Origin of the sequence: Streptomyces sp. NPDC020780, assembly GCF_044334475.1 — a bacterium.
Taxonomy (GTDB): domain Bacteria; phylum Actinomycetota; class Actinomycetes; order Streptomycetales; family Streptomycetaceae; genus Streptomyces.
In genome coordinates this window covers 389228-412681 of the sequence record NZ_JBIRTB010000001.1, presented here as the reverse complement: position 1 = coordinate 412681, position 23454 = coordinate 389228, and the positions used below count along the sequence as shown (strand labels likewise).

Genomic DNA, 23454 nt, shown 5'->3' with positions numbered 1-23454 from the left:
ACCGTTACCGCGTCTTCAGGCTGAACGTCAGTTTCAGCTTGCGCTCATCACCCGGGGCGGACCTCATTCCGCCTCGCGCATGGTGCGCACCCCCACGACATGCGCGGGGGCGTTCTGTGGGTGCCGCCTCGCGTCCGGCCTCAGCCGAACAGGTAGCCGAACACCGCGTCGCCGACCCGCCGGTCGGTGACCTCGGCGCTGTTGGCCTCCTCACGGGCGAACTTCACGGCGTGCTGGAGCTTCTCGACCCGGTCCAGCAGTTCGTTCACCCGCCGCGCCGGCAGCGCTCCGGAGTACTTCACCGTGGTCCAGTACCCGATCGGCACGTCCTCGTAGTACACGTCGACCTGCGCCGGGTGCTTGTCGGTCGCCTCGGCCTTGACGTGGTTGCGCGGGACCTTCTTCGTACGGATCGTGCGGACCGGGTCGGTCCTCCACCAGTCCGTCGACGGGTCGGGCGACCACGACTCGGAGGCGTCGAGCGTCGGGAGCTTCTTCACGAAGGTGTGCAGGTCGGTGAGCTGCTTCTCCAGGAAGAGGAGGTAGCTGACCGGGACTTCGGCTATGACCGTGCGACCGTCGACGGTGACGTCCGCGCGGGCCGAGCAGTTGGCCCAGTCCTTCGTCGCGGTCACGTCGAACAGCCGGGTCAGCGACGCCGACATCTCCCGCAGCACGTCCTCGGCCTGGACCTGCACCCGCGTCGACTCGGGCGGCAGCTGCTCGCCCTCCTCGTCCTTGGGCTGGTACGTACGCGAGATGCCGGCCAGGTGTACGGGCTTCTGCACCTTGTGGTGGGCCGCGGTGATGTCCTGGAGCGACTTGCTCTTGACACCCTTCTCCACGGCGATGATCTGGTTGAGCTTCGCCACTTCGCCCCCTTCGAATGGCAGGAACCTACCGCACGGACGTCGCGCACCCGTACGGTTTTTCGCTCCGCGGGGAGCGCTACGGCGCCGGGTACGTCACCCGGCCGTCCTCGCCGACCTGCGGCTCCGCACCCCAGGCGCCCAGTTCGTGGAGGCGCGTCGCGCCCCCGTCCATGATGTGCAGGACCCTCCAGCCTCGGGCGGTCAGCGTGTTCGCGATCAGGAGGCGGTGACAGCGCCACGGCATCGGCTCGCCGCACATGACGGCGACGCGACCGCGCTCCGCGAGGGAGGTGAGGCGGGCGATGCCGTGCTCGTACGCGGGGAGCAGCGTGTAGTCGGCGTAGTTCCGGAAACTGGGGTTGCGCCAGGCCGCGTTGACGGCGGGGTCCACCTCCTGCTTGCGCCGCCGGCCACCGAGTTCCTCCAGGTACACGTAGTCGATCCCGGCCCGCTCCAGCCATCCGCGCATCGTCCCGCCGGAGAACTGCGGGCTGCGGCGGGAGCCGGGGTGCGCCCGGACGTCGGCCAGTACGTCGATGCGCTGGGCGTCCAGAAGGCCGATGAACGTCTCTTCCGGGCACGTCCAGTGCCCGATCGTCCAGATCTCACGCATCGCACCCTCCCGCCCGAGGCCCCCGCGCACGGCCCCGCACCGGGGCTGCCGGGCCATGATGCACGGGCCGCGCCCGGAGGACGGGGAGACATGCGGTCCGAGCCGCGGCTCGCCTGTCAGGTCAGCGCGAACCCCGGCAGGCACAGGGGCACACCGCGGGCCGGGCGGAAGTCCAGGTCGTCGATCGCGAACGCGGGGTGGATGCGGCGGCGCACCGTGGCCGCGGTCACTGAAAAGGCTGGGCCCTTTTCACCGACGGAGCATTCGCGCACGCAAAGCAACACCTCGCAAAGGAAAACGACTTCACGTTCTTTCGGACCCGGGGGTAAACCGGTCACGTCGTTTCTCCGAGGGGTCTCGCCACCGGTCCGGAACCCGCCCCGTTCACCGCGCAGCCACGACAGGCTTTCCTTTCCGGGCCGTGCCCGGGCCGTGCCCGTGCCCGTGCCCGTGCCCGTGCCGTTCCCGCAGGGCGGGGCCCGGGCATCATCCCCGAGGGAACGACGCGGACGCCCGGCCGTACCGGAGCACGGCGGAGCACAGGGCGCCGAGGCTGACGACGCACAGGAGGGTGCGGACGACGTTGGCCGGCACCCACACCGACTTGAAGTCCTCGATCACCGCCGGGAGGTCCTCGGCGTTCGCCGGGTTGCCGAGGTCCGCCAGTTCCGCGTTGAGCGGGAGGTTGACCGCGACCGTGATCACCAGCACCGCCAGGTAGCAGACGGCGGCGACGACCAGGGGAACCGCCACCGCGAGCCGCTTCCTGCGGAAGGCCATGACCGCGGAGGCGACCGTCAGGCCCAGCGCGGCGATGAAGACGAGGCCGAACAGCGCACTGCCGTCGATCACCGCGTTGAAGCGCTGCATGGCCGCCGCGTACGTGCGGTCGTCGAGTTCCGCGAGACCGGGCATGACGGAGACGTCGTAGGCGAAGAACAGCCCGGCCATCAACCCGGTGCACAGCACGGAGGCCACCAGGAGCGGGCCGGAGACCCGTTCACGTGACGGTGGAGGCGGGGGCCGGTAGCCGGGGGGCATGGAAGGTGAGGGGCTGTGGGGTGGGTAGTGGCTCACGTTGCCGTCCTGTCGATCGGGTGGGCTTTCCCGGCTACCTGTGGACGGTGCGCGCAGAGAACACACCGTCCGCATCGCTCAATTGATCATCCCAGCAGGTGCATGTCCCCGAGGTCCATGCTTCACACGCTCGATCACATACGAGCTCGTCACCGCGCGGGCGCCGCGACGGCCGCCAGGCACTCCTCCAGGAACGCCAGGGCGCGGGAGTGGTAGAGGGGCGCGGCCAGTCCGAGGCTGAGGTTGTGGCCGGCCTCCGGGACACGCTCGACGACGGGCGGGCGGGTACGGGTGAAGCAGGCCGCCACGGCGGCCAGTTCGTCCTCGTGAAGGTCCCACCAGCCCTCGTACTCCCCGAAGGTGAGCCGTACGGGGCAGCGCACGCGCGCCGCCGCCGCCGGGAAACGGGCGGGCCACAGGGCCGTCTCGTCGTCCTCGGCGGCCGGGACGTCACGGAGCAGGGAGCGGCTGGCGCGGAAGGTGCCGCCCGGGTAGAGCCGGAGCGGGCCCCAGTTGAGCTCGCCCGCGCCGCCGGCCAGGGTGTCGGGGAAGTGCGCCGCCGCCGAGGAGTAGTGCCAGCCGCACCCGTTGAGGTCGAGGCCGAGGAGCCGGTCGGCGGGGGTCTCGCCCCAGGGCTCTCCCGCCAGGTGCAGGGCGGTCTTGCCTCCGTCGGAGTGGCCGAGCAGGAAGAAGCCGGCCCCGACGGGATCGGTCTCGGCGTAGTCGGCGAGTACCCGGCGCAGCAGCCGGGCCTGCGCGGCCAGCGGCAGCCCGAGGGGGTACGCCGGGCGGGACAGGCCGTAGCCGGGCCGTTCGACCGCCAGGACGGTGTGGCCGAGGGAGGCCGCCAGGGCGATCAGGGAGGTGTGCGGGGCGACCGGTCCGGCGAAGTAGCCGGGGGACATCCCCCTGCCGTGGACGGCGACGAGCACCGCACGGGGGCTGCCGTCGGCCGGTGCGGCCCGCCAGGCGCCGATCCGGTGGCGGCCGCGGCCGAGCACGATCCGTTCCACGCCGTCGGTGACGGAGGTCTCCGTCGGGCCGGTCCTCACGCGGGCACTCCTTCCGCCTCGGCGGCGGGACCGGCCGGAAGCAGCGGCCCGGCGGTGGCCGGGGGCGGACCGAAGGCGTGCGGGCCGGACGGGGAGGGCGCGGGCGGCGGCACGGCGGACCCGGGGACGGCGGCGTCCAACGCGCGGTGGGCGTCCCCGGCGCGGTGGGCGTCGAACTCCCGCAGCCAGGACTCCACGCCGTCGGCGCGCAGGAGCGAGGTGCCGACGAGCAGGGCGGCGTACCCCTCCGCGAGCAGCCCGGCAGCCGCCTTCGGACCGTCCACCGCGCTGGCGCTGACCGGGCAGAGCGTGCCCGCGGCCCGTACGGCGGGCAGCAGGGCCCTGCTGCGTTCCAGGTCCCCGGCGTCGCGCTCCCTGGCGGCGATGTCCTTGTTGTTGACCGCGATGACGCAGTGGTGCGGGTCGGGGAGCCCGGCCGCCTCCTCGGCGCGGGTGATCTCCACGAAGGGGGTGAGACCGAGTCCGTGGCACTCCCCGGCGAGGCTGTGCAGGGCCTCGCGGGGCAGCAGCGCGGCCGTCAGCAGTACCGCCGAGGCACCGGCGCCGGCCGCCGCGGCGATCTGGTCGCGGCGGGTGACGAAGTCCTTGAGCAGGACGGGAACGCGGACCCGGGCGGTGACCTCGTCCAGCATGGCGGGCGATCCGCCGAACCACCGGCCGGTCACGACGGACACACAGGGGGCGCCGGCCCGCTCGTAGACGGCGGCCATGTCTCCGGGGGCACGGCCGCGCAGCAGGTCGGCGCCGTGGGCGTCCCGGGCCTTCACTTCCATGATCAAGGGGCGCTGTGCGCCGAGGAGCGCGGAGAGGAAGGGCAGGGTCATGTCGGCTTCCCTGGGGAGGTGACGGATGCGGGAGGGGGGCCCGTGGGCGGCCGGGGGCCGGACGGGGCGGCCACGGCACGGGGGTGGACGGCGTACGGACCGTCCGCCCCGGCCGGGAGCGCCGGTGAGCCCCGCCCGCCGGTCCAGGCCCGGTCCAGGGCGGCGACCTGGGCGGGGCCGAGCAGGCCGTCGCCGCCGCGGGCGGCGCCGTCGACGTCCACGCCCCGGAAGCCCGGGTGGGCCGCGAGCGCCGGGGCGCGCGCCGCGTCGGCCGCGGTGAGGCCCCCCGCCAGCAGGAAGGGCAGCCCCAGGCCGGGCAGCAGTCGTTCCAGCGCCTCCGGCGGGACGCGGTGGCCGGTGCTGCCGACGGACCCTCCACGAGTGGCGGCGTCGACGAGGAACAGGTCGGTGCCCGCCCGCGCGTAGGCCCCGAGGAAGGGGCGTTCGGCGCACTGCCCGTCGAGGACGTGCACGGCCTTCACGACGACGGCCTCGGGCAGCGCGGCGCGCAGGGCGGCGACGGCTCCGGGCGGCTGGTAGGCGTGGAGCTGGATCCAGCGGATCCCGGCGGCCCGGGCCGCCCGGCCGATGCGGCCGGCGTCGTGCAGGAAGGTGACGAGGACGGGTTCGGCGCGGCCCCCGGAGCGCACGGCGTCGGCCATCGTGGCCAGGGCGGGGCCGGTCAGCTCGTGGGCGCCGCCCTCGACGCCGTACCAGAGGCCGACCAGGTCGGCGTGCGCCGCGACGGCGGCCGCCTCCCCGGGCCGGGTGGCGCCGCACACCTTCAGCAGCGGCCGGGGCGCCGGCGGTACCCCGTCCGGGGTGCTCATCCCCCCAGCCCCAGGGTCGAGGCCACCCGGTTGTACTGGATGTCGTTGGTCCCGGAGTAGAGGGTGCCCGCGACGGCCGCGCGCAGGTCCTTCTCCAGCCCGACCTCGGAGAGGTAGCCCGCACCGCCGAAGACGCGGATCGCCGACAGGCTGGTGGAGAGGGCGGCCTCGCTGGCGAGGATCTTGGTGATGGCGAGGTCGGCCGTGACGTCCTCGCCGGCCTCGAGCCGCTCGGCGGTGTCGTACAGCCACTTGGCCGCGGTCTCGGTACGGATCTTCATGTCGACCACCCGGTGCGAAACCGCCTGGTAGTCGCCGATGGGGTGGCCGAAGGCGCGGCGTTCGCGGGCGTAGGAGACGGCGCGCTCCAGCCGGTGGCGCATCTCGCCGAGGCCGACGGTGAACCCGAAGAGGATCTCGCGCTTCATCACGTGGTCGAGGACGAACAGCCCTCCACCGACCCGGCCGAGGACGCGGTCGGCGGGTACCCGGCAGCCGTCGAGGTGGAGGGTGGACAACGGGGCCGTGCGCAGGCCCATCTTGGCGGTCGGGCCCCCCACCGAGAGGCCGGGCGTGCCGCGTTCGACGAGGAAGGCGGTCGTGCCGAGCGGGCCGCCGTCGGGGTGGGTGCGGGCGTAGACGACGAAGACGTCGGCGATCGGCCCGTTGCTCACGAACGCCTTGCCGCCGGTGAGTACATGGTCCGTGCCGTCGCGCTCGGCACGGGTGGTCATCGCCATCGCGTCCGACCCGCTGTCGGGTTCGGTGATGGCGTGGGCGCCGATCAGCTCACCGGCGCAGATGCCCGGCAGGAAGCGCGCCCGCTGGGCGTCGGTCCCGAAAGCGGCGAGCGGCACACCGGTGCTGGCCATCGAAGTCGTCGCACAGAAGCTGAGTCCGGTCTCGCGGCAGGTCTCGCCGAGGGTCTCCAGGACGTGCAGCGTCGTGACGAGGGACTGGCCGGCGCCGCCCCACCGTTCGGGGAAGGGCAGCCCCAGGACGCCGCTCCCGCTCAGCGACCGCCAGCGGGCCGGGTCGAACGCGGAGCGGGCGTCCGCCTCGACGTGTCCTTCGCTCAGGGCCTTGCCCCATTGGGCCATGCCTGCGCACAGCGCCTGCTGATCTGCGTTGCGGTGCCTCACTGCGGAGCCTTCCGTACGGGCCGTGCGGGTGGCCTCGGTCGGTTGCGGACGTGGTACGTGACGCGGGGTCATCTGACCGGTGGGCAGGACGCCGTCGGACAGGCGGGCGCCCGGGGAGAGGCGCCCGGCGCCCTAATAGGCCGAGGAGACGTTCTCGTCGAGGCGGTGGACCTCGTCCCCCCGGAGCGCGGGGGCGAAGACACAGACCAGACGCAGGTCCTCGTGGGGCGAGGCGATCAGGAAGTGCGGGTCGTTGTTGTCCAGCGAGTAGAGGACGCCCGGCGTCAGCGGGTGGCTGGTGCCGTCGAGCTCCACCACCTCCCCCGATCCCTCGATGCAGTAGCAGGTCTCCAGGTGGTTGCGGTACTCCAGCCGTGACTTGGTCCCGGCCCGCACGGTGGTGTCGGTGACGCTGTACCCCAGCCCGTCGGCGTCCAGGACGAAGCGGCGGCTGAGTCCGTTGCCCCAGTCGACGGTCTTCACGCTCTCAAGTCTGCGGATGATCATGGGTGTCCTCCTCTGGACGTGGGGTGATGGGACGGCCGAGGGCGGCGATGAAGGAGCGGTAGGCGTCGGCCGGGTCCGTCCCGGCCTCGCGGGCCCGCTCCAGTACCGCTACTCCGGCGGAACCGACGATCGCCGCGTCCGCACCGCTCAGCGCGACGGAGGCGAGATCCTCGGCGGCAGACACCCCGAAGCCGACGGCTATCGGGGAGGCGGTGAGGTCGCGCAGGGTGCCGACGAACGGGGCCAGTGCGGCGTGGCCGCCGGCGGGCGTTCCGGCGCCGCTGCGTCCGTAGCGCGCGACCAGGTAGAGGTAGCCGGTGGCGTGGGCCGCCGCCTCGGCCACGGTGGCCGGGGAGCTCGCCGGATAGCAGGTGGTGACCTCGGGCAGCCCGGCCTCGCGCAGCGCCTCGCGGTGGGCGGTGCGCAGCCGCGGGGGCAGCCCGTGGGCGAGCAGGGCGTCGGCGCCGCTGTCCGCCACGGTCCGCGCGTAGCCGGCGGGCGGCGCGTGGCGCAGGCTGTGGCTCCAGTCGGCGAGTACGGCGATGCGCAGGCGCTTGAGGGCGGGGCGTACGGCCGCGACGAAGGCGAGGGTCCCGTCGAGGCCGACGCCTTCGGTGAGCGCCCGGTCGGCGGAGCGCCGGACGACCGGTCCGTCGGTGGGTGAGCCGGGGAAGGGGACGGCCAGTTCGAGGCAGTCGACGCCCGACTCGTCCAGCATGGCGACGAGGTCGGTCAGGACGGGCAGGGGCGGGTCTCCGGCGTTCAGGAAGACGGCCAGGCCCAGTTCGCCGCGGGCCCGGGACTCGGTGAAGAACTCAGCCGGCACGGCTTCCTCCTCGTGCGTGGGCCGTGGTGAGACGTTCCAGCAGTCCGAGCGCGGCCCCGTCGTCGAGTGCGGCACCCGCTTCGGCGACCGCCGTGCCCCAGTCGTCGCGGTGCCCGGAGGCCACGGCGAGCGCGGCCGCGTTGAGCTGCAGGGTGGCGCGCAGGGGAGCGCCCGCCCGGCCGGTCAGAACGGCCCGGAAGTGTACGGCCGCCTCCTCCGCGGCCACGGGTGCGAGGTCACCGAGCGTGCCGTCCGCGGGGACCAGCGCGCCCGCGGGGAGCGCCCGCGTGCCGCCGCCCGGGAAGTGGACCGTGTTGTCGGTGACGCTGAGCAGTTCGTCGGCACCGGCCGGGTTGGTGGTCAGCCAGGTCACCGGGGAGCCCGGCCGGGCGGCGAGGGCGCGGATCGCGGGCGGGGGTTCGGTCGCGGACACCCCGGTGACCTGGGCGGCCACCGGGAGGGCCGCCAGGAAGGGGCCGAGGGTGTTGAGGAAGCGGCCGAAGACCCGCATGGGGGTCGGCACCGCGAGCAGAGCGAGCCGGGCGAGCTGGACCGGGTAGACGAACGGGCCGGTGAAGGCGACGCCGTAGGCGTCCAGTTGGTCGGATGTCTGGTCGAGGGACGTGGTGAGGGGGACGCCGAGGCGGTCCAGGAGGTCGACCGAGCCGGTCCGGGAGGTGTGGGCCCGCGAGCCGGACTTCACGACGCGGACGCCGGTGGCGGCGGCCAGCAGGGCGGACGCCGTGGACAGGTTGACGGTCGGGGGGCCGCCGCCCGTGCCCACCACGTTCACGGTGCCGGGCCAGGGCGCGGACGGCCGTACCGGGCGGCGCCGGTCCAGGGCGTCCAGGAGCGCGAGCAGGCTCGGGCCGTCGGGGAGCGCCGCCGTGAGCGAGGCCAGCAGGGCCAGGGCGTCGGCACGTTCCAGCGCTCCGCCGGCCAGCGCCTCCCACAGGGCGTCCCACTGGTCCGCGTCGGCCGGGGCCCTCCGGTCGACGAGTGGGACGAGGGCGGAGTGCACGGGTCAGCCGCCCGTGACGGGGGCGCTCTGGGAGCGCGCGACGTAGGCGTCGATGGCCTCGACGCTGCGGAAGTTCTCCGGGTCGAGGTCGGTGTCGCCGACGGCGAGCTCGAAGTGGTGCTCGACCCAGGCGATCAGCTTGAGGACGCCGAGGCTGTCGATCGCGCCGTCGCCCAGGAGGTCCTGGTCGTGCGGCAGCTGGGAGGGGGTGAGATCGGGCAGGAACTCCCGGACGATGTACTCGCTGATCCGGTCGGCGTTGCTCACGAGGTGCTCCTTGGCGGGTCGTTCGTACGCGAGGGCGTACGGGGAGAGGTGTGCGGGCGTGCTGGTACGGGCGGGGCCCCGGGTGTGCGGGCCCCGCGGAGGTGGGTGAGGACTGCGGGTACGCGGCCCCCTCAGGGCCCGGTGCCGACCGCCGCGGGCTGCCTGGGCGCCGCGGGGAGCATCGCCGCCAGGGCCCGCCGGTCCACCTTCCCGGTACCGGTGCGGGGCAGGGGCTCGCGTACGGGGACGAGGACGGCGGGTACCCAGCCGCGCGGCAGCCGGGCGGAGCAGTGCCGCTTGAGGTCGAGGCTGGTGGCGGTGGAGGCGTGGTCCAGCCGGACCACGGCGATCAGGCGGCGGCCCTCGACCTGGTCGGGCACGGTCGTCACCCCGCACTCCAGGACGTCCGGGTGGCCGAGCATCACCCGCTCCACCTCGGCGGTGTTGACGGCGACGCCGCGGATCTTGACCTGGTGGTCGAGGCGTCCGACGAGCCTGAGGACCCCGTCGGCGTCCGTCTCGGCGAGGTCGCCGGTACGGAACCAGCGCGTCCCCGCACCGGAGGGCCCGTCGGCCGGGTCGGTGGTGAACTTCTCGGCGGTACGCCGCGGGTCGGGGTAGCCGGTGCTCTGGAAGGGTGTGGAGACCTCGAGTTCGCCCCGGCCGGGGCCGCGGAGCAGACGGCCCTCGGCGTCCCGCAGCCGGACGCGTACGCCCGGCAGCGGGCGGCCCAGCGGTGGCGGGGAGGGCAGCGGCCGGTCCCGGTCGATCTCGTGGATCAGGCTGTCGTTGGTCTCCGTGCAGCCGTAGATGTTGTGCAGGTGCGCGGTGGGGGCGAGGGCCGCGAGGTCGGCGAGGGTCTGCTCGGGCATCACGTCCCCGGTGAAGACCGCGTGGCGGACGGACTCCAGCGGACCGCCGCCCTCCGCCCGGGCGGCGGCGGACACCAGCGCGTAGAAGAGCGGTACCGCCTGCACCACCTCGATCCGGTGGGTGCGCAGCAGGTTCAGCAGACGGGGGGCGCCGGCCGCGACCGCCGGGTCCACCAGGACGGTCTGGCCGCCGTGGGCGAGGGTCGTCCACACGTCCAGCAGGCACAGGTCGAAGTTGAGCGGGGCGTAGTTCAGGACGGGGGTGCCCTCGGTGATGCCGAAGGCGTCGGCGGCCCAGCGGGTGAAGGCGTCCACCCCGGTGTGCGGCAGCGGGACCGCCTTGGGGATCCCCGTGGAGCCGGAGGTGGTGAGCACGAAACCGGTGCCGGGCGGGACGGCCCGGCCCCGGTCGTCGACCGGCCCCGGGGGCAGGGCCGTGACCGTCCGCCCCGTGTACGCGTACCGGCAGCCCGCCTCGGCGGTCACCGCGGCGAGGTGACCGGGCGGCAGCGTGGGCGAGGGGAGGAGGGCGGGGCGGCCCGAGGCGAGGCAGGCGAGGACGGTGGCGACGGTCCGGGGCGACTTGGCGTCCAGGACCGCCACCGTGGCACCCGGCGGGACGCGCTCCGCAAGCCGGTCGCGGACGGCGGCGGTCTCCTCGGCCAGTTCCCGGTAGGTGGTGGCGGCGCCGTTCCACCACAGGGCGGGTGCGTCGGGGATCTTCGCGGCCCAGCGGAGAACGGCGTTCGCCGTCTCGCCGTGCGGGTCGGCCTCGGTCATCGGTTCCCTCCCTCTGCGGGTCCCAGGCGGAGCCAGCCCCCCTTGACGGCGGCGGCGCCCTGGGAGCGGACGGTGAACAGGACGGTGTCGCCGGGGCCGGGCAGCCCCGGTGGCGGGGTGATCTCCAGGGTCGTCTCCGTGCCGGGCAGCACCGGGCGGGCGAAGCGGGCGCCGAGTGCCCGGATCCGGTCGGCGTGTCCGTCGGCGTACCGGTCGGCGACCTCTTCGACGGCCAGGGAGACCAGTGCCATGCCGTGGGCGATGACGTCGGGGAAGCCCGCTTCCCGGCCGGCGGCCGGGTCGAGGTGGACGGGGTTGAGGTCGCCGGCGGCCTCGCCGTAGCGGGCGATCCACCCGCGGTCGACGGTGACGGCGCGGCGCACCGGGGTGCCGGGCGCCTCCTGGCGGGGCGCGGCCGACGGTGCGAGGGTGCCGCGCGGCTCGACGCTGCGGAGGCCGGCCAGCAGGATGTGGGCCGTCAGACCGGCCAGTTCGGAGCCGGTCTCCCGGTCGGTGAGGCTGGTGCGCAGGGCGAGCCGGGTGCCCTTGGGTTCGACGCGTGCCCCGAGCACCTGCGCCCGGGCGTCGGTGGCGGTACCCGGCCGTAGCGGCGCGTGCAGTTCGATCTCCTGCGCGAGGTGGACCAGGGTGTACGGGCCGTGGCCGGCGGCGAGTGCGGTGACGGTGCGTTCGGCGAGCGGGTGGGTGAGGACGAACGCGGCCAGGGGGCCCGCGTCGGGCCGGGCGGGCTCCGCCCGGCCGAGGGCCTGGCGCGTCACGGCCCGGTAGTGGTGGGCCGCCGCGTCGGACAGCGGGACGGCCGGGTCGAGGAGGGGGCCGGGGGACGTCATGCGGGGGTCACCACCAGGCTGCTGTTGTGACCGCCGAAGCCGAAGGAGTTGGACAGCGCGGGGCCGGGTGCGACGGGCCGGGGGCTGCCGTGCACCACGTCGATCTCCATCTCGGGTTCCGTTCGTGTGTGGTTGGCGGTGGGGGGCACCGCGCCCGCGTTCATCGACAGGACGGCGACGACGAGCTCGACGGCTCCGGCCGCTCCGATGAGGTGGCCGAGGACACCCTTGCTGGCGGTCACCGGAGGCCCGTACGACCCGAACACCTGGGCCAGCGCGGCCGCTTCGGCCCGGTCGTTGTGCACGGTGGCGGTGCCGTGGGCGTTGACGTGGGCGATGTCGGCGGGGACCAGTCCCGCGTCGGCGAGGGCGCCGGACATGGCGTCGGCGGCGAAGGCGCCGGCCGGGTGCGGGGCGGACAGGTGGTACGCGTCCGAGGTGGCGGCGTACCCGGCGACGTGCCCGTGGACGCGTGCGCCCCGGGCCCGGGCGTCCTGCGCCCGCTCCAGGACCACGAACGCGGCTCCCTCCCCCATGACGAAGCCGTCCCTGCTCTCGTCGAAGGGGCGGCAGGCGGTCGCGGCGTCCGTGCGGGTGGAGGCGGCGTTGAGGTTGCCGAAGCCGGCGAGGGTGATCGGGGTGAGGGTCGCCTCGCACCCCCCCGCGATCACCAGGTCGGCACGGTGGTCCCGGAGCATCGCGGCGCCCAGGCCGATGGCGTCCGCACCGCTGGCGCAGGTGGTGCTGACGGTGAGGGCCGGACCGTGCCAGCCCAGCTGGAGGGCGATCTGCGCGGCGGCGGCGTTGGGCATCGTCATCAGGGGCATCATCGGACGGACGCCCTGGGGGCCCCGCTCGGCGAAGCTGACCGACTCGGCGTCGCTGGTGGTCCGCCCGCCGACGGCGTTGCCGACGACGATGGCGCAGCGGGCGGCGGGAGCCTCGGGGAGCCCGGCGTCGGCGTGCGCGGCGAGGGCGGCGGCGAGCCCGTACCGGGCGAAGGGGTCGAGCCGCTGGGCGGCCTTGCTCGCCAGGGCCCGCTGCCAGGGCCGGTCCGGACCGCCGTCGGTGAGGCCCCGTACCCGGCAGCCGATGCGGATGCGGTGGTGCGCGGTGTCGAAGTGGGTGAGGCCGACGGCGAGGGAGCGGCCGGCCGCGACGGCGGTCCACAGCTCCCCGGTCGTGCAGCCGGCCGGGGTGACGGCGCCCATTCCGCTGATGGCGACCGCCGTTCGGGCGGGACGTTCCGCCGGAGTACGCATGGTCTGTTCTCTCCTTCCCGTTCCGGCGGCCTGGGGCCGGCCGGGCACGCGGCCTGCTGCTCGTCACTCCGGGGCGGCCGCCGGCAGGCTGGACGCGGTGGCGAAACCCTCGCGGCTCGCGGAGGCGAGGGCTCGGGTCCCGCGCTCCGGGCCGGCGGGCGCCCGCGGTCAGGCGGCCGGCAGACCGCACTCCCCCGCCGCCTTGAGGAACGCCTCGGCCGCGAACTCCACGTCGGCGTCCGTGTGCCGGGCCGTGACCGCGATGCGCAGCCTGGCCAGGTCACGGGGAACGGCGGGGGTCACCACCGGCAGGCCGACGACGCCGAGCCGGCGGGCGGCGGTCGCCAGGTCGTAGGCGGCCTCGTCGGTGCCGGCGATGAGGGGCACGACGGCCGTCTCGCTGTCGCCCGTGCGCATCCCGCCCGCCCCCACCAGTTCCCGGAAGCGTGCTCCGTGGCGCTGGACACGGGCGACGAGTCCGGGTTCGGCGCGCAGCACCCGGAGGGCCTCCAGGGCGGCGGCGGCCGACGCGGGGGCGAGCGCGGCGGAGAAGAGGAACGGCCGGGCGGCGTAGCGGAGATGGCCGATCAGTTCGGCGGAGCCGGCGACCCAGCCGCCCATGGAGGGGATGGCCTTGGAGAGCGTGCCGAGTTTGACGTCGACCCGCACCCGGCGGTCGAAGTGCTCCTCTATCCCCATGCCGGTGCGGCCGATCACGCCCAGCGCGTGGGCCTCGTCGGTCATCAGCAGCGCCTCGTGGGAGTCGCAGACCTCGCGCAGCCGTGGAAGCGGCGCGATGTCGCCGTCCATGGAGTAGACGCTGTCGACGATCACCAGGCGGACCCCGCCGGGGGCGGCGGCCTCCAGACGACGGGAGAGGTGCTCGGTGTCGTTGTGCCGGAAGCGGACCACGGTGGCGCCGCTGAGCTTGCACCCGTCCACGATGCTGGCGTGGGCGTACTTGTCGACGAAGACGGTGTCGCCCGGGCCCACCAGGGCACCGATCGTCCCGACGTTGGCGGCGTAGCCCGAACCGAAGACGATGGCCCGTTCGCGGTCCGCGACCGTGGCGACCTCCGCCTCCAGCTCCTCGTGGAGCGGGATGGAACCCGCCAGCGCGCGCACTCCGTGGTTCCCGGTGCCGTACCGGGCGGCGGCCTCCTGGGCGGCAGCGACGACGCGCTCGTCCCCGGAGAGGCCGAGGTAGCTGTACCCCGACATCATCAGCAGGCGCCGGCCGTCGAGGTCGACGTAGGCCGAGTCGCGCTCGGCGGTGTAGGGGACGAAGCTGTTGCGGCGTTCGGCGTCCCACTCCAGCGAGGCCACGCGGCGCGCCGTTGCTTCGAGCTTGTGCGTGATTCTCGCCCACCCTGCGGATGCCATCGGCCGTCCTCTCATTCGTGGCGTCCGTCGCACCCGGGTGCGACGGTCTGGCGTGCCCCGAATTCAACGCGCGTCACGCAATCGGGGCGCAACACGGAAGCAAGATCAAGTATTCGCCGGGAGAAGTGGCATAGGACGGTTCACCTGATTCACCAATACTTAACGTCTGCAACTTTGGAGGGCAGTTGACACACCCTCCTTTTTGCAGAGAATGCTGTTTACTCTGTTGTGGAGAAGTTTTGACCAAGCTCCCTCGTTACCGCCTCACCTCTGGCACGGAATCCCCAGTTCCGCCATATGGTCCACGAGACCAGCCGCAGACCGTACGCACGAAACCGCACGCCGCACGCCAGCAAGTCGGCTTCCGTCGGGCACACCGGCAAGGGAGCCGCCTCAACCTCTCGGGGGGGATCAGCCGTGCTCATCAGGCTTGTCGGCCTTGTGTCCATCGAACACGACAGAGAGGCCCCCAGGGTTCTCTCCAGTCACCAGGCTCAGATCGCTCTCGCCCGGCTCTGCGTCGAGCGCCCCACCGGCACCTGCCGTGAGCAACTCGCCGACACGATCTGGCCGAACGGGCTGCCGAGCACCTGGGCCTCCGCCCTCCGCAGTGTGGTCAGCCGCCTGCGGGCTCTGCTGGCCGAGGGTTCCGTACCGCCCTGCGAACCGCCTCTGATCGCCCGCGGAGGGCGCTATCTGCTCCGCCTTCCGCAGGACGCCCAGGTGGATGTGGACCGCGCGGAGAGCGCGGCGGTCAGCGCGGCCGCGGCGTACCGCGCAGGTGACCACAGCGGCGCGCAACGGCTGGCCACCACAGCCGTCTCCCTGCTGCGCGGGCCTTTTCTCGCCTCCCACGAGGGTGAGTGGGTCGACTCCGTCCGGGCCCGCCTGAAAGAGGTGCGCGTCTCCGCGCTGGAGACCGCGAGCAGTTCCTCCTCCGCACTGGGCGACACGCACCACGCCCTGCGGTACGCGGAGGAGGCGGTGCGCCAGGCACCGTTCAGGGAGAGCGCCTACCGGTGCCAGATGACGGCGCACCGGCTGGCCGGCAACAGGGCGGAGGCCCTGCGCATATACCAGCAGTTACGCGTCGTGCTCACCGAGGAGCTGGGCATCGACCCGAGCCCGGAGAGCGAGGCCGCGTATCTGGGGCTGCTGGACAGCCCCCGGCTGGTCCCCGCGTCCGTCCGGATCTCCCGGGGGGCGGTGCCCTCGCAGCCGCGGAGCTGACGGTCCGGGTGCGGCCTGGGCCCTGTGCTCCGGTCCCCCGGTGTCCTCGCCGTACGGCCCGAGGACACCTCCCGAACGGCGCGAGCCGGGGCCCGGGGCCCCGGCTCGCGTGCTTTTCACGTCCTCGTCCCCGGCCCGCCGTCTGCCGTCCGGCCGCGGATCGGTACGGCCCCGGCCGGCTCCGGCTGAGCGTGCAGCCCGGGAGGGCACGACGTCCGTGAAGGACGCGCGCTCGCGTCCGTCACGGATGCCGTGCCCTCCCGGGCCCTTCCTCACATGATGGAGACACCGCTGTCGATGCTGACCACCTGACCGGTCATGCAGTCCTGGTCGAGGAAGAGCGAGACGCTGCGGGCGACTTCCTCCACCGTGACGAACCGCGGCACCGGCGCCCTGCGGGCCATGTCCTCCATGATCCGCTCCGGCAGCTTCTCCGTCATGCCGGTGATCATGAACCCCGGTGACAGCGCGTTCACCGTGACCCCGCGCCGGCCGCACTCGGCTGCCAGCGTCCGGGTCATCCCCACCACCCCCGCCTTGGAGGCGGAGTACGCCGTCTGGCCCGCGGTGGCGATCAGGCCCGAGGGCGAGACGATGTTGAGGACGCGGCCCCAGCGCTGCCGCAGCATGTGCGGGAGCGCCACCCTGCTGGTGTGGAACGCCCCGAGCAGGTTGGTGCGGATGACCTCGTGCCAGTCGTCCGGGGACTGCATCGCCATCAGGCCGTCCCGGCGGATCGCGCCGTTGTTGACGACGACGTCGATCGGTCCGAGGGACTCCTCCACGCGCCGGTACAGCTCCTGGGTCTCCTCCCACGACCCCACGTCGGCGCCGACGACGACGGAGTCGTGCGTCAGCTTCTCCCGTACGGCCTCGGCCTGGCCGGCCGCGCTGCGGTAGTGCACGGCCACCCGGCAGCCCAGCGAGTCGAGTTCGACCGCCAGGGCCTGGCCGAGTCCGCCCGAGGCGCCGGTCACCAGAGCGACCGGAGCGTCGGGACGCCGGCCCGCCCCCTGCCCGCTCACGTCGCACCTCCCCAGCGCAGCAGCACCGAGCCCCAGGTCATCCCCGCGCCGAAGCCGGCCAGCAGCACCAGCTGCCCCGGCCGGATCCGCCCGGCCTCCAGCGCCTCGGTGAGCGCCAGCGGGATGGAGGCCGAGGCGGTGTTCCCGTACCGCTCCAGGTTGGTGACCAGGGACTCCGGCCTCAGGCCGGTGTGGTGCAGCACGGAGTCGATGATGCGGATGTTCGCCTGGTGCGGGACGACGTGGTCCACCTCGGCCGGGGCGACCTTGGCGCTCTCCAGGGTCTCCCGCACCGTGCGGACCGTGTAGCGGACCGCGTTGAGGTAGATCTCGTTTCCCTTGATCTGGGCGTAGTGGAGCCCCTGGGCGACCGTCTCCGCCGTGGTGGGCATCCGGCTGCCGCCCGCGGGCACCTTCAGCGCGTCCGCGCAGGAGCCGTCCGCGCCGAGGTTCCAGGCCAGCACCGGGTCCTCCGGGCCCGGTACGAGGACCACCGCGGCCGCTCCGTCACCCACCAGGATGGACAGGTCGCGGTCGGCCGGGTTGGCGGTCAGGGTGTGCGTGTCGGAGCCGATCAGCAGGATCGGCCGGCGGTCCATGCGCAGGAAGCCCATGGCCGTGACCAGGCCGTACACGAAGCCCGCACACTCGGAGTTGACGTCCATCGCCCCGCCGCCGATGCCCAGTGCGTGGTGGACGAAGGCGGAGGTGGCGGGCGAGGGCTGTTCGGGGGTGGCCGTGGCCACGATCAGATGTGCTATGTCCGCACCGGTCAGCCCCGCCTTGTCCAGCGCCGCGCGACCCGCCTCGACGGCCAGCGAGGCGGTGGTCTGGCCGGGGTCGACCGCACGCCGCTCACGGATGCCGCAGCGGCTGACGACCCAGTGCTCGTCGACCCCGAAGCGGTCCGCCAGTTCGGCGCTGGTGACGACGCGTTCGGGCAGGGCCTTCCCCCAGCCCGCGATGTCGAATCCACTCATGTGACGCGCCCTCAGCGCTCGGCCGGCTGAGGGGTCAGGTCCAGCAGCCTGGTGTGCACGTCACGCATGGTCGTGGTGTCGTCCAGGTCCGCGAACAGGGACTCGTCGGCGGGGATGTCGGGGTGCTGGTTCTGGAAGTTGTACAGCCACTCCATCAGGTCCAGCGAGTCCACATCCGCGATGTGCTGGATCGGCGCGTCGGGGGTCACCTCGGTGGCCCCCGAGACGGCGGCGAGCTGCTGCGCGAGTTCCTCGACGGTCGGCAGTGCCATGATTGTTCCTCTCTGAACGCGACGGACGGTCCTCTGTCCGCATGGAAGCCGTTCCTCGCAATCCCGCCGCAACAAGGCGGTCACACGCTGCTGTTGCGGTCGGATTGCGCCGATCCGGTTGGCTCACTCCCCAGCACGGTTCAGACGGCCGGACAGCCGGGCGGCCCGAGGGCACCCGGCGGCCGAAGCTGCGAGGAGAGGGCGAGGATGGCGACGATTGCCTCCCACACCGCGGAGCCGGAGGTGGACGCAGTCCGCCACCACTACGAGGTGGGAAACGAGTTCTACCGCCTGCTGCTGGGGCCCAGCATGATGTACAGCGGGGGCTACTGGGAGCGTGGCGAGGGCCTGGTCGAGGCCCTGGACGTCGCGCAGGTACGAAAGCTCGACGTGTTCGCCGGCCTGGCCCACGCGGCCGGGAAGGATCGCGTACTGGACATCGGATGCGGCTGGGGCACCCTCGTCGACCGCCTGACGACCGAGCACGGCGTACGGGAAGCGGTCGGCCTGACCCTGAGCCGTACCCAGGCCGCGTACGTCGCGGGCCTCGGCAACCCGGCCGTGACCACCCGGGTCGAGAGCTGGTCGGAGCACCGCGCCCCGGGCGCGTACGACGCCGCGTTCTGCGTCAACGCCCTGGAGCACTTCGTCCCCTCCAGCCTCCCCCCGAAGGAGCGGACCAAGCGCTACCGCTTCTTCTTCCAGCAGGTGCACGAGGCGCTCGTGCCCGACGGCCGGTTCGTGCTGCACACGATGACCGCCGAGGCCCAGCCGATCGGCCGGAGGATCCTGGCGGACCTGAAGTTCCTCCAGCGTTCCGAGTTCGCCGGGATGCACATCCCGCACCTGCACGAGCTGGCGGCCGCCGCCGAGGGGCTGTTCGAGGTCGTGGAACTGGTCAACGAGCGCGAGGCGTTCGCCCAGGCCTGCCGCGCCTGGCTGGCCCGGCTCGCCGAGCGGCGCGCGGAGGCGGTCGCCCTGGAGAGCGAGGAGGTGGTGGCCCGCTTCGAGCGCTACCTGGACATCTTCGCGTACACCCTGGAGGACCGCTTCTTCAACAACTTCCGGCTCACGCTGGCCCGCAAGGGGTGACGGGCATGACTCAGGCACCTCCGGACCCCGCGCGCGACCTGCGGGTGGCGGTGATCGGCAGCGGCTTCTCGGGGCTGGGGACCGCGATCCGGCTCATGCAGCGGGGCATCGACGACTTCCTCGTCTTCGAGCGGGCCGACGAGGTCGGTGGCACCTGGCGGGACAACACCTACCCGGGCTGCGCGTGCGACGTCATGTCGCACCTGTACTCCTTCTCCTTCGCGCCGAACCCCCGCTGGAAGAGCACCTTCGGCAAGCAGCAGGAGCTCTTCGACTACCTGCGCGACTGCGCCGACCAGTTCGGCGTGCGCTCCCGCATCCGCTTCCGGCACGAGCTCACCGAGGCGCGGTGGGACGACCTGTACAAGCGGTGGCGGATCTCGACCACGGGCGGCGACTACACCGCCCGGGTGCTCGTCACGGGCACCGGGTACCTCAGCGAGCCGGCCATTCCCGACATCCCGGGTCTCGCCGACTTCCAGGGGGAGGTCTTCCACTCGGCCCGCTGGCGTCACGACCTCGACCTGACCGGCCGGCGGACGGCCGTGATCGGCACCGGCGCCTCGGCCATCCAGTTCGTCCCGGCCATCCAGCCGAAGGTCGGCCACCTCGACCTCTACCAGCGCACCCCGCCCTGGATCGGGCCGAAGAAGGACAAGGCCACCAGCGCCCTGCAGACCAGGCTGCTGACCTCCGTACCCGGATACCAGCGTTTCCGGCGGAACTTCAACATGTGGGGCCGGGAGATCCTCGCCTTCGTGATGGCGCGCCCCGCCGTCGCCGCGAAGATGCAGAAGATGGCCTCCGACCACCTCCGCAAGAGCGTGCCGGACGAACGGCTGCGCACGGCGCTCACGCCCGACTACGTGATGGCCTGCAAGCGCCTGCTCTTCTCCGACACGTACTACCCGGCGATCCAGCAGCCCAACGTGGAGCTGGTCACCGACGGCATCGCCAAGGTCACGGCCGACGCGGTGGTCACGGCCGACGGCCGGGAGCGCCCGGTGGACACGATCATCCTCGGGACGGGCTTCGAGGCCGTCCGGCGGCCGGTCGCGGAGCGGCTGTTCGGGCGGGACGGGGTCAGCCTCAAGGACACGTGGAGCGAGGGCATGAGCGCCCTGCGCGGGACCGGCGTCTCCGGCTTCCCCAACCTCTTCATGCTGCTCGGTCCCAACACCACGCTCGGCCACTCCTCGCAGGTGATCATGATCGAGGCGCAGATCGCCTACCTCCTCGACGCCCTGAAGACGATGGACGAGCGCGGGCTGGCCGGCGTGGAGGTACTGCCCCAGGCCCAGCGGGCCTACAACGAGCGGCTCGCCGAGCGGCTGGAAGGCACCGTGTGGAACGCGGGCAACTGCCGCAGCTGGTACCTCGACGAGCACGGCCGCAACCCGTCCATCTGGCCGACGTACACGTGGCGCTTCCGGCGGGCCACCAGCCGCTTCGATCCCGCCGAGCACCTGCTGACCACCAGCGAGGACCTTCGCGCCTCGGTGCCTGCCGCTTCCTGACCACCGCGTACCCGCGACCGACGAGACACGGAGTACTTCCCGATGAACCTGCACTCCCCCTCCAGAAGAGCGGTCCTCGGCACGGTGGGCGCCGCCGCCACGGTGATCGGCTGGAACGCCACCACCGGAAGCTGGGCCTCGGCCGCCGACGCCTCCAGCCGTCCCGGTGACCGCGTCGTGTCCGTACCGGCCCTCGACGGCACCCTCACCACCGACACCTCCCAGTTCGGCTCGTACGCCCACGACTTCGGCCGCCTGGTCACCGGAACGGTTCCCCGGGCGGTGCTCACCCCTGGGTCGGTCCAGGACATCGGCAAGATGATCTGCTACGCCCGTGCCAACGGGCTGAAGATCGCCGTCAACGGCCGCAGCGGCACCGGCGGGGACCTGGAGTCCCACTCCTGCTACGGCCAGGCCGCCGTCACCGGAGGCATCGCGGTGAACGCCCGGGGCATGGCGCGCATCCTGTCCACGGGCTCCGACTCCGTCACCGTCGAGGCCGGCGCGACCTGGGCGGAGATCGTCGACCACCTTCTGTCCCGGGGCCGTACGCTGCCCGCGCTGCCCGACTACCTGCCGCTCTCCGTCGGCGGCACCCTGAGCGTCGGCGGCATCGGCCTGACCATGGGCACCGAGGGCCTGATCGCCGACACCGTCACGTCGATGGTCGTGGTGACCGGCACGGGCGAGGTCGTCACCACGTCGCGGACCCGGCGTCCCGAGCTCTTCCGCACCGCCCTGGCGGGCGGCGGGCAGGTCGGCGTCATCGTGCGGGTGACACTGCGGACGGTGCCGGCCGCCGAACGCGCCACCGTATTCAGCCTGTTCTACGCCGACGTCGCCTCCTTCATGCGGGACTCGGAGACCCTGCTGGCGGACCACCGCTTCCAGATGCAGGGCGGCGAGATGGTCCGGCGCCCGGACGACTCCGGCTGGCGCTACAAGATCGAGGCGGTCGCCACCTACTCGGGCGGACGGGCCCCCGACCACGCGCGGCTCCTGTCGGGCCTGAACGACCTGCGCGCCGAAGCGCACACCGAGGACTACACGCTGCGTGAGTACCTGTTCCGCCTCGACGGCTTCGAGGCCTACCTGAAGGACGCCGGGCACTGGGACCAGCCCAAGCCGTGGCTGAGCCTGTTCCTGCCGCGCTCCTCCGCCGCGAGCTTCCTGAGGCTGGTGGAGAGCCAGTTGACCCAGGACAGCCTGGGCGGGGGCGTGCTCCTCAGCTACCCGTACCTCACCGGCAACATCACCGCCCCGATGGCCGTCCAGCCGAACGACCGGGTGGGCTACCTCTTCGACCTGCTCCGCTTCCCGAACCCGGGCACCGCCGCCGCCGGCATCGACGCCATGGTGCAGCAGAACCGGTGGCTGTACGACCGGGCGGTGGCGATGGGGGCCAAGCGCTACCTCGTGGGCGCGGTGCCGGACATGACCACCGCGGACTGGCGCCGCCACTTCGGCACCGCCTACCCGGTGCTGTGCGATGCCAAGCAGCGCTTCGACCCCGGCAACGTCCTCACCCCCGGTCAGGGCTTCTTCGGCTGACCGAGCACGGCCCCGGGGCCGCTCCCGCGGGAGCGGCCCGTCCCCGTTGAACCCGTGAGGAGGAAGAGCAGTTGAAGAACTACGACCTCGTTGACGAGGTGTTGCTCGCCGCCGGCCCGGACGCGGTCTGGGAGGCGCTGGTACGCGAGCTGTCCGGCGGAGCCGAGTGGTGGGTGCCGGACAACACGTTCGAGCCGGTGGACGGCGCCCCGGACCGGGTGGGCGCCTCGACCCGGATCACCGTCCACACCAAGGGCGTGGACAAGGGCGGCAAGAAGATCCGGTTCACCGCGCGCACGACGGCCGTGGACCCGGGCCGACGCCTCGCCCTGGAGTACGTGGAGGGGGCCTTCCGCGGCACCGCGGAGTTCACCCTCGCCCCGCTCGACGACGGCGGCAGCCGGCTCGTCATGGTCTTCCGGGCCCGGCCCCAGGGCGGGCTCGCCGTGCTGGCCGGGCTCGTGGACATCGGCGCGCAGCACACCCGCGCCACCCGCGCGGCCTTCGCCCGGCTCAGCCGTCTGCTGGCCCGGGAGGTCTCCCCGTCGGCTCCGGCCGCCCCGGCCCCCGGACGGGCCCGGTGACCGGGCCCGCTCCCGCCCCGCCTCCCGGTGAGACGTTCCTGCACACGCGGGACGGGGCCCGGCTGGCGGTCTCCGTCCTGGAGCCGCTGGAGCGGAGCACCGAGGACCGGCCCGTGGTGGTACTCACCCACGGCTGGGGCGGGAGCCGCCGGATCTGGAGTCAGGTGACCGACCGGCTGTTGCGGCGCGGCTTCCCGGTCCTCGTCCACGACCTGCGCGGGCACGGCGCCTCCACCGTGGGCTCCTCGGGAGTGACCGCCGAGGCGATGCGCACCGACCTCGAGGCGGTCGTCCGGTATGCGGGGGGCGCACCGCTCCTGGTCGGGCACTCCGGCGGCGGATTCGCGGCGCTCGCCCTCTCGGCAGCCCCCGGGCCCGGGACCCGCCCGGTGGGCCTCGTCCTGGTGGCCTCGGCCGCGTACGACCAGGACACGCCGGAGAAGGAGGCCCGGATGATGGAGGCGCCGCTGTTCTCGTGGGCCCTGCGCCGGCCCGCCCTCGGGCGGGCCCTGCTGGGGCAGATGACGGGTAAGGCGCTGTCTCCCCGGCTCCGCGAGGTCAACCGGCAGGTGTTCGCGGAGACCGCGCCGGCGGTGCGGGCGGCGTGCTTCCGCTCCTCCCGGGGAATGGACCTGCGGGCCACACTCGCCGGTGTACGGCTGCCCGCCGCCATCCTCGCGGGCGACGCGGACCGGATCGTCCGGCCCGAGCTGGGACGGGAGTTGGCGTCCGTTCTGCCGGACGCCGAGTTCACGTCGCTCCCCGGGGCCGGGCACGTCCTGCCGCTCGAGAGTCCCGACGCGGTGGCCGACGCCGTCACCCGGACCTCCGTCCGCACGGGTCAGCACGGCGTCGACGCCGAGGGCGCGAGGGAGGCGGGCACCCGGTGACCAGGGCGCGGCCCCGTCCGGACGCCACCGCGCGCACCGGACATCGGCCCGTACCGAAGCGCACCGGGCGCCTCCCGCGAGCCGGGGGGCCGGGGACCGCAGGGGCCGCCCGG

Annotated in this window: 24 protein-coding genes; 6 read left to right on the top strand and 18 right to left on the bottom strand. The window is 73.5% G+C overall.

From position 1 onward, the window contains the following. Nucleotides 1-140: 140 nt before the first annotated feature. The 15 genes from ACH4VO_RS01885 to ACH4VO_RS01815 all read right to left on the bottom strand — a co-directional run bounded on the left by ACH4VO_RS01885 (nt 141) and on the right by ACH4VO_RS01815 (nt 14200). Complete coding sequence (locus ACH4VO_RS01885; RefSeq protein WP_360983759.1) at nt 141-872, bottom strand: hypothetical protein; 732 nt, start codon at nt 870-872, stop codon at nt 141-143. Nucleotides 873-948: 76 nt separating this feature from the next. Further along, nucleotides 949-1485, bottom strand: a complete 537-nt coding sequence (locus ACH4VO_RS01880) for a DUF488 domain-containing protein (RefSeq protein WP_360983756.1) — start codon at nt 1483-1485, stop codon at nt 949-951. Between the two features lie 486 nt (nt 1486-1971). Continuing rightward, a complete protein-coding gene (locus tag ACH4VO_RS01875) occupies nt 1972-2637 on the bottom strand; it encodes a DUF1772 domain-containing protein (protein WP_360983753.1) in 666 nt (221 codons plus the stop codon). A 74-nt stretch (nt 2638-2711) separates the two neighbouring features. After that, nucleotides 2712-3614: an alpha/beta hydrolase gene (locus tag ACH4VO_RS01870; RefSeq protein WP_360983750.1), complete on the bottom strand. Its 903-nt coding sequence runs from the start codon at nt 3612-3614 to the stop codon at nt 2712-2714. Then, nucleotides 3611-4459: an indole-3-glycerol-phosphate synthase gene (locus tag ACH4VO_RS01865; protein ID WP_360983747.1), complete on the bottom strand. Its 849-nt coding sequence runs from the start codon at nt 4457-4459 to the stop codon at nt 3611-3613. The genes ACH4VO_RS01870 and ACH4VO_RS01865 overlap by 4 nt, the downstream gene beginning before the upstream one ends. Continuing rightward, nucleotides 4456-5289, bottom strand: coding sequence for an N-(5'-phosphoribosyl)anthranilate isomerase (locus ACH4VO_RS01860; RefSeq protein WP_360983744.1), 834 nt, complete (start codon nt 5287-5289; stop codon nt 4456-4458). The genes ACH4VO_RS01865 and ACH4VO_RS01860 overlap by 4 nt, the downstream gene beginning before the upstream one ends. Next, on the bottom strand, nt 5286-6431 hold the full coding sequence (locus ACH4VO_RS01855; protein ID WP_360983741.1) for an acyl-CoA dehydrogenase family protein: 1146 nt from the start codon (nt 6429-6431) through the stop codon (nt 5286-5288). Before ACH4VO_RS01855 ends, ACH4VO_RS01860 begins: the two co-directional genes overlap by 4 nt. A gap of 132 nt (nt 6432-6563) precedes the next feature. Further along, a complete protein-coding gene (locus ACH4VO_RS01850) occupies nt 6564-6938 on the bottom strand; it encodes an ectoine synthase (RefSeq protein WP_069170706.1) in 375 nt (124 codons plus the stop codon). Further along, nucleotides 6919-7764 carry a tryptophan synthase subunit alpha gene (gene trpA / locus ACH4VO_RS01845; RefSeq protein WP_360983737.1) on the bottom strand — a complete coding sequence of 282 codons (846 nt, stop codon included), beginning with the start codon at nt 7762-7764 and terminating at the stop codon, nt 6919-6921. Before trpA ends, ACH4VO_RS01850 begins: the two co-directional genes overlap by 20 nt. After that, the gene (locus ACH4VO_RS01840; protein WP_360983734.1) at nt 7754-8785 is read right to left on the bottom strand and encodes a hypothetical protein; all 1032 of its coding nucleotides are present in this window, start codon (nt 8783-8785) and stop codon (nt 7754-7756) included. Before ACH4VO_RS01840 ends, trpA begins: the two co-directional genes overlap by 11 nt. Before the next feature lie 3 nt (nt 8786-8788). Beyond that, nucleotides 8789-9052: a phosphopantetheine-binding protein gene (locus ACH4VO_RS01835; RefSeq protein ID WP_360983731.1), complete on the bottom strand. Its 264-nt coding sequence runs from the start codon at nt 9050-9052 to the stop codon at nt 8789-8791. Between the two features lie 131 nt (nt 9053-9183). After that, a complete protein-coding gene (locus ACH4VO_RS01830) occupies nt 9184-10704 on the bottom strand; it encodes an AMP-binding protein (protein WP_360983728.1) in 1521 nt (506 codons plus the stop codon). Further along, complete coding sequence (locus tag ACH4VO_RS01825; protein ID WP_360983725.1) at nt 10701-11555, bottom strand: MaoC/PaaZ C-terminal domain-containing protein; 855 nt, start codon at nt 11553-11555, stop codon at nt 10701-10703. The genes ACH4VO_RS01830 and ACH4VO_RS01825 overlap by 4 nt, the downstream gene beginning before the upstream one ends. After that, entirely contained in the window at nt 11552-12817 is a 1266-nt protein-coding gene (locus ACH4VO_RS01820) for a beta-ketoacyl-[acyl-carrier-protein] synthase family protein (RefSeq protein ID WP_360983722.1), read from the bottom strand. Before ACH4VO_RS01820 ends, ACH4VO_RS01825 begins: the two co-directional genes overlap by 4 nt. Before the next feature lie 168 nt (nt 12818-12985). Continuing rightward, entirely contained in the window at nt 12986-14200 is a 1215-nt protein-coding gene (locus tag ACH4VO_RS01815) for an aminotransferase class I/II-fold pyridoxal phosphate-dependent enzyme (protein WP_360983719.1), read from the bottom strand. 417 nt (nt 14201-14617) lie between these two features. Here ACH4VO_RS01815 and ACH4VO_RS01810 point away from each other — a divergent pair, with 417 nt between their 5' ends. Beyond that, nucleotides 14618-15430, top strand: a complete 813-nt coding sequence (locus tag ACH4VO_RS01810; protein WP_360983716.1) for a bacterial transcriptional activator domain-containing protein — start codon at nt 14618-14620, stop codon at nt 15428-15430. A 272-nt stretch (nt 15431-15702) separates the two neighbouring features. Here the strand turns inward: ACH4VO_RS01810 and ACH4VO_RS01805 are convergent, their stop codons facing one another. Genes ACH4VO_RS01805 through ACH4VO_RS01795 form a run of 3 tightly spaced genes read right to left on the bottom strand, consistent with a single transcriptional unit; the run spans nt 15703 to nt 17707 of the window. Then, nucleotides 15703-16455, bottom strand: a complete 753-nt coding sequence (locus ACH4VO_RS01805) for an SDR family NAD(P)-dependent oxidoreductase (protein WP_360983713.1) — start codon at nt 16453-16455, stop codon at nt 15703-15705. Then, entirely contained in the window at nt 16452-17435 is a 984-nt protein-coding gene (locus ACH4VO_RS01800; RefSeq protein ID WP_360983711.1) for a ketoacyl-ACP synthase III, read from the bottom strand. Before ACH4VO_RS01800 ends, ACH4VO_RS01805 begins: the two co-directional genes overlap by 4 nt. 11 nt (nt 17436-17446) lie before the next feature. After that, nucleotides 17447-17707, bottom strand: a complete 261-nt coding sequence (locus ACH4VO_RS01795; RefSeq protein WP_360983708.1) for a hypothetical protein — start codon at nt 17705-17707, stop codon at nt 17447-17449. Nucleotides 17708-17914: 207 nt separating this feature from the next. On the opposite strand from ACH4VO_RS01795, the gene ACH4VO_RS01790 reads away from it, so the two are divergent. The 5 genes from ACH4VO_RS01790 (at nt 17915) to ACH4VO_RS01770 (ending at nt 23341) form a co-directional block, all read left to right on the top strand. Next, the gene (locus ACH4VO_RS01790; RefSeq protein WP_360983704.1) at nt 17915-18799 is read left to right on the top strand and encodes a class I SAM-dependent methyltransferase; all 885 of its coding nucleotides are present in this window, start codon (nt 17915-17917) and stop codon (nt 18797-18799) included. 5 nt (nt 18800-18804) lie between these two features. Continuing rightward, nucleotides 18805-20316, top strand: coding sequence for an NAD(P)/FAD-dependent oxidoreductase (locus ACH4VO_RS01785; RefSeq protein WP_360983701.1), 1512 nt, complete (start codon nt 18805-18807; stop codon nt 20314-20316). A 42-nt stretch (nt 20317-20358) separates the two neighbouring features. Further along, nucleotides 20359-21867, top strand: a complete 1509-nt coding sequence (locus ACH4VO_RS01780) for an FAD-binding protein (RefSeq protein ID WP_360983698.1) — start codon at nt 20359-20361, stop codon at nt 21865-21867. Between the two features lie 71 nt (nt 21868-21938). Continuing rightward, nucleotides 21939-22451 (top strand): SRPBCC family protein, encoded by a 513-nt coding sequence (locus ACH4VO_RS01775; RefSeq protein ID WP_360983695.1) that lies wholly within the window; start codon nt 21939-21941, stop codon nt 22449-22451. Then, nucleotides 22448-23341 (top strand): alpha/beta hydrolase, encoded by an 894-nt coding sequence (locus ACH4VO_RS01770; RefSeq protein WP_360983692.1) that lies wholly within the window; start codon nt 22448-22450, stop codon nt 23339-23341. The genes ACH4VO_RS01775 and ACH4VO_RS01770 overlap by 4 nt, the downstream gene beginning before the upstream one ends. The last annotated feature ends 113 nt before the right edge of the window (nt 23342-23454 follow it).

Bases quoted from the DNA above. Each gene is read 5' to 3' on its own strand.
- ACH4VO_RS01800 (WP_360983711.1), bottom strand. From the start codon at position 17,435: ATGAGTGGATTCGACATCGCGGGCTGGGGGAAGGCCCTGCCCGAACGC.
- ACH4VO_RS01880 (WP_360983756.1), bottom strand. From the start codon at position 1,485: ATGCGTGAGATCTGGACGATCGGGCACTGGACGTGCCCGGAAGAGACG.
- ACH4VO_RS01830 (WP_360983728.1), bottom strand. From the start codon at position 10,704: ATGACCGAGGCCGACCCGCACGGCGAGACGGCGAACGCCGTTCTCCGC.
- ACH4VO_RS01780 (WP_360983698.1), top strand. From the start codon at position 20,359: ATGAACCTGCACTCCCCCTCCAGAAGAGCGGTCCTCGGCACGGTGGGC.
- ACH4VO_RS01860 (WP_360983744.1), bottom strand. From the start codon at position 5,289: ATGAGCACCCCGGACGGGGTACCGCCGGCGCCCCGGCCGCTGCTGAAG.
- ACH4VO_RS01825 (WP_360983725.1), bottom strand. From the start codon at position 11,555: ATGACGTCCCCCGGCCCCCTCCTCGACCCGGCCGTCCCGCTGTCCGAC.
- ACH4VO_RS01850 (WP_069170706.1), bottom strand. From the start codon at position 6,938: ATGATCATCCGCAGACTTGAGAGCGTGAAGACCGTCGACTGGGGCAAC.
- ACH4VO_RS01875 (WP_360983753.1), bottom strand. From the start codon at position 2,637: ATGCGGACGGTGTGTTCTCTGCGCGCACCGTCCACAGGTAGCCGGGAA.
- ACH4VO_RS01815 (WP_360983719.1), bottom strand. From the start codon at position 14,200: ATGGCATCCGCAGGGTGGGCGAGAATCACGCACAAGCTCGAAGCAACG.
- ACH4VO_RS01820 (WP_360983722.1), bottom strand. From the start codon at position 12,817: ATGCGTACTCCGGCGGAACGTCCCGCCCGAACGGCGGTCGCCATCAGC.
- ACH4VO_RS01865 (WP_360983747.1), bottom strand. From the start codon at position 4,459: ATGACCCTGCCCTTCCTCTCCGCGCTCCTCGGCGCACAGCGCCCCTTG.
- ACH4VO_RS01785 (WP_360983701.1), top strand. From the start codon at position 18,805: ATGACTCAGGCACCTCCGGACCCCGCGCGCGACCTGCGGGTGGCGGTG.
- ACH4VO_RS01790 (WP_360983704.1), top strand. From the start codon at position 17,915: ATGGCGACGATTGCCTCCCACACCGCGGAGCCGGAGGTGGACGCAGTC.
- ACH4VO_RS01795 (WP_360983708.1), bottom strand. From the start codon at position 17,707: ATGGCACTGCCGACCGTCGAGGAACTCGCGCAGCAGCTCGCCGCCGTC.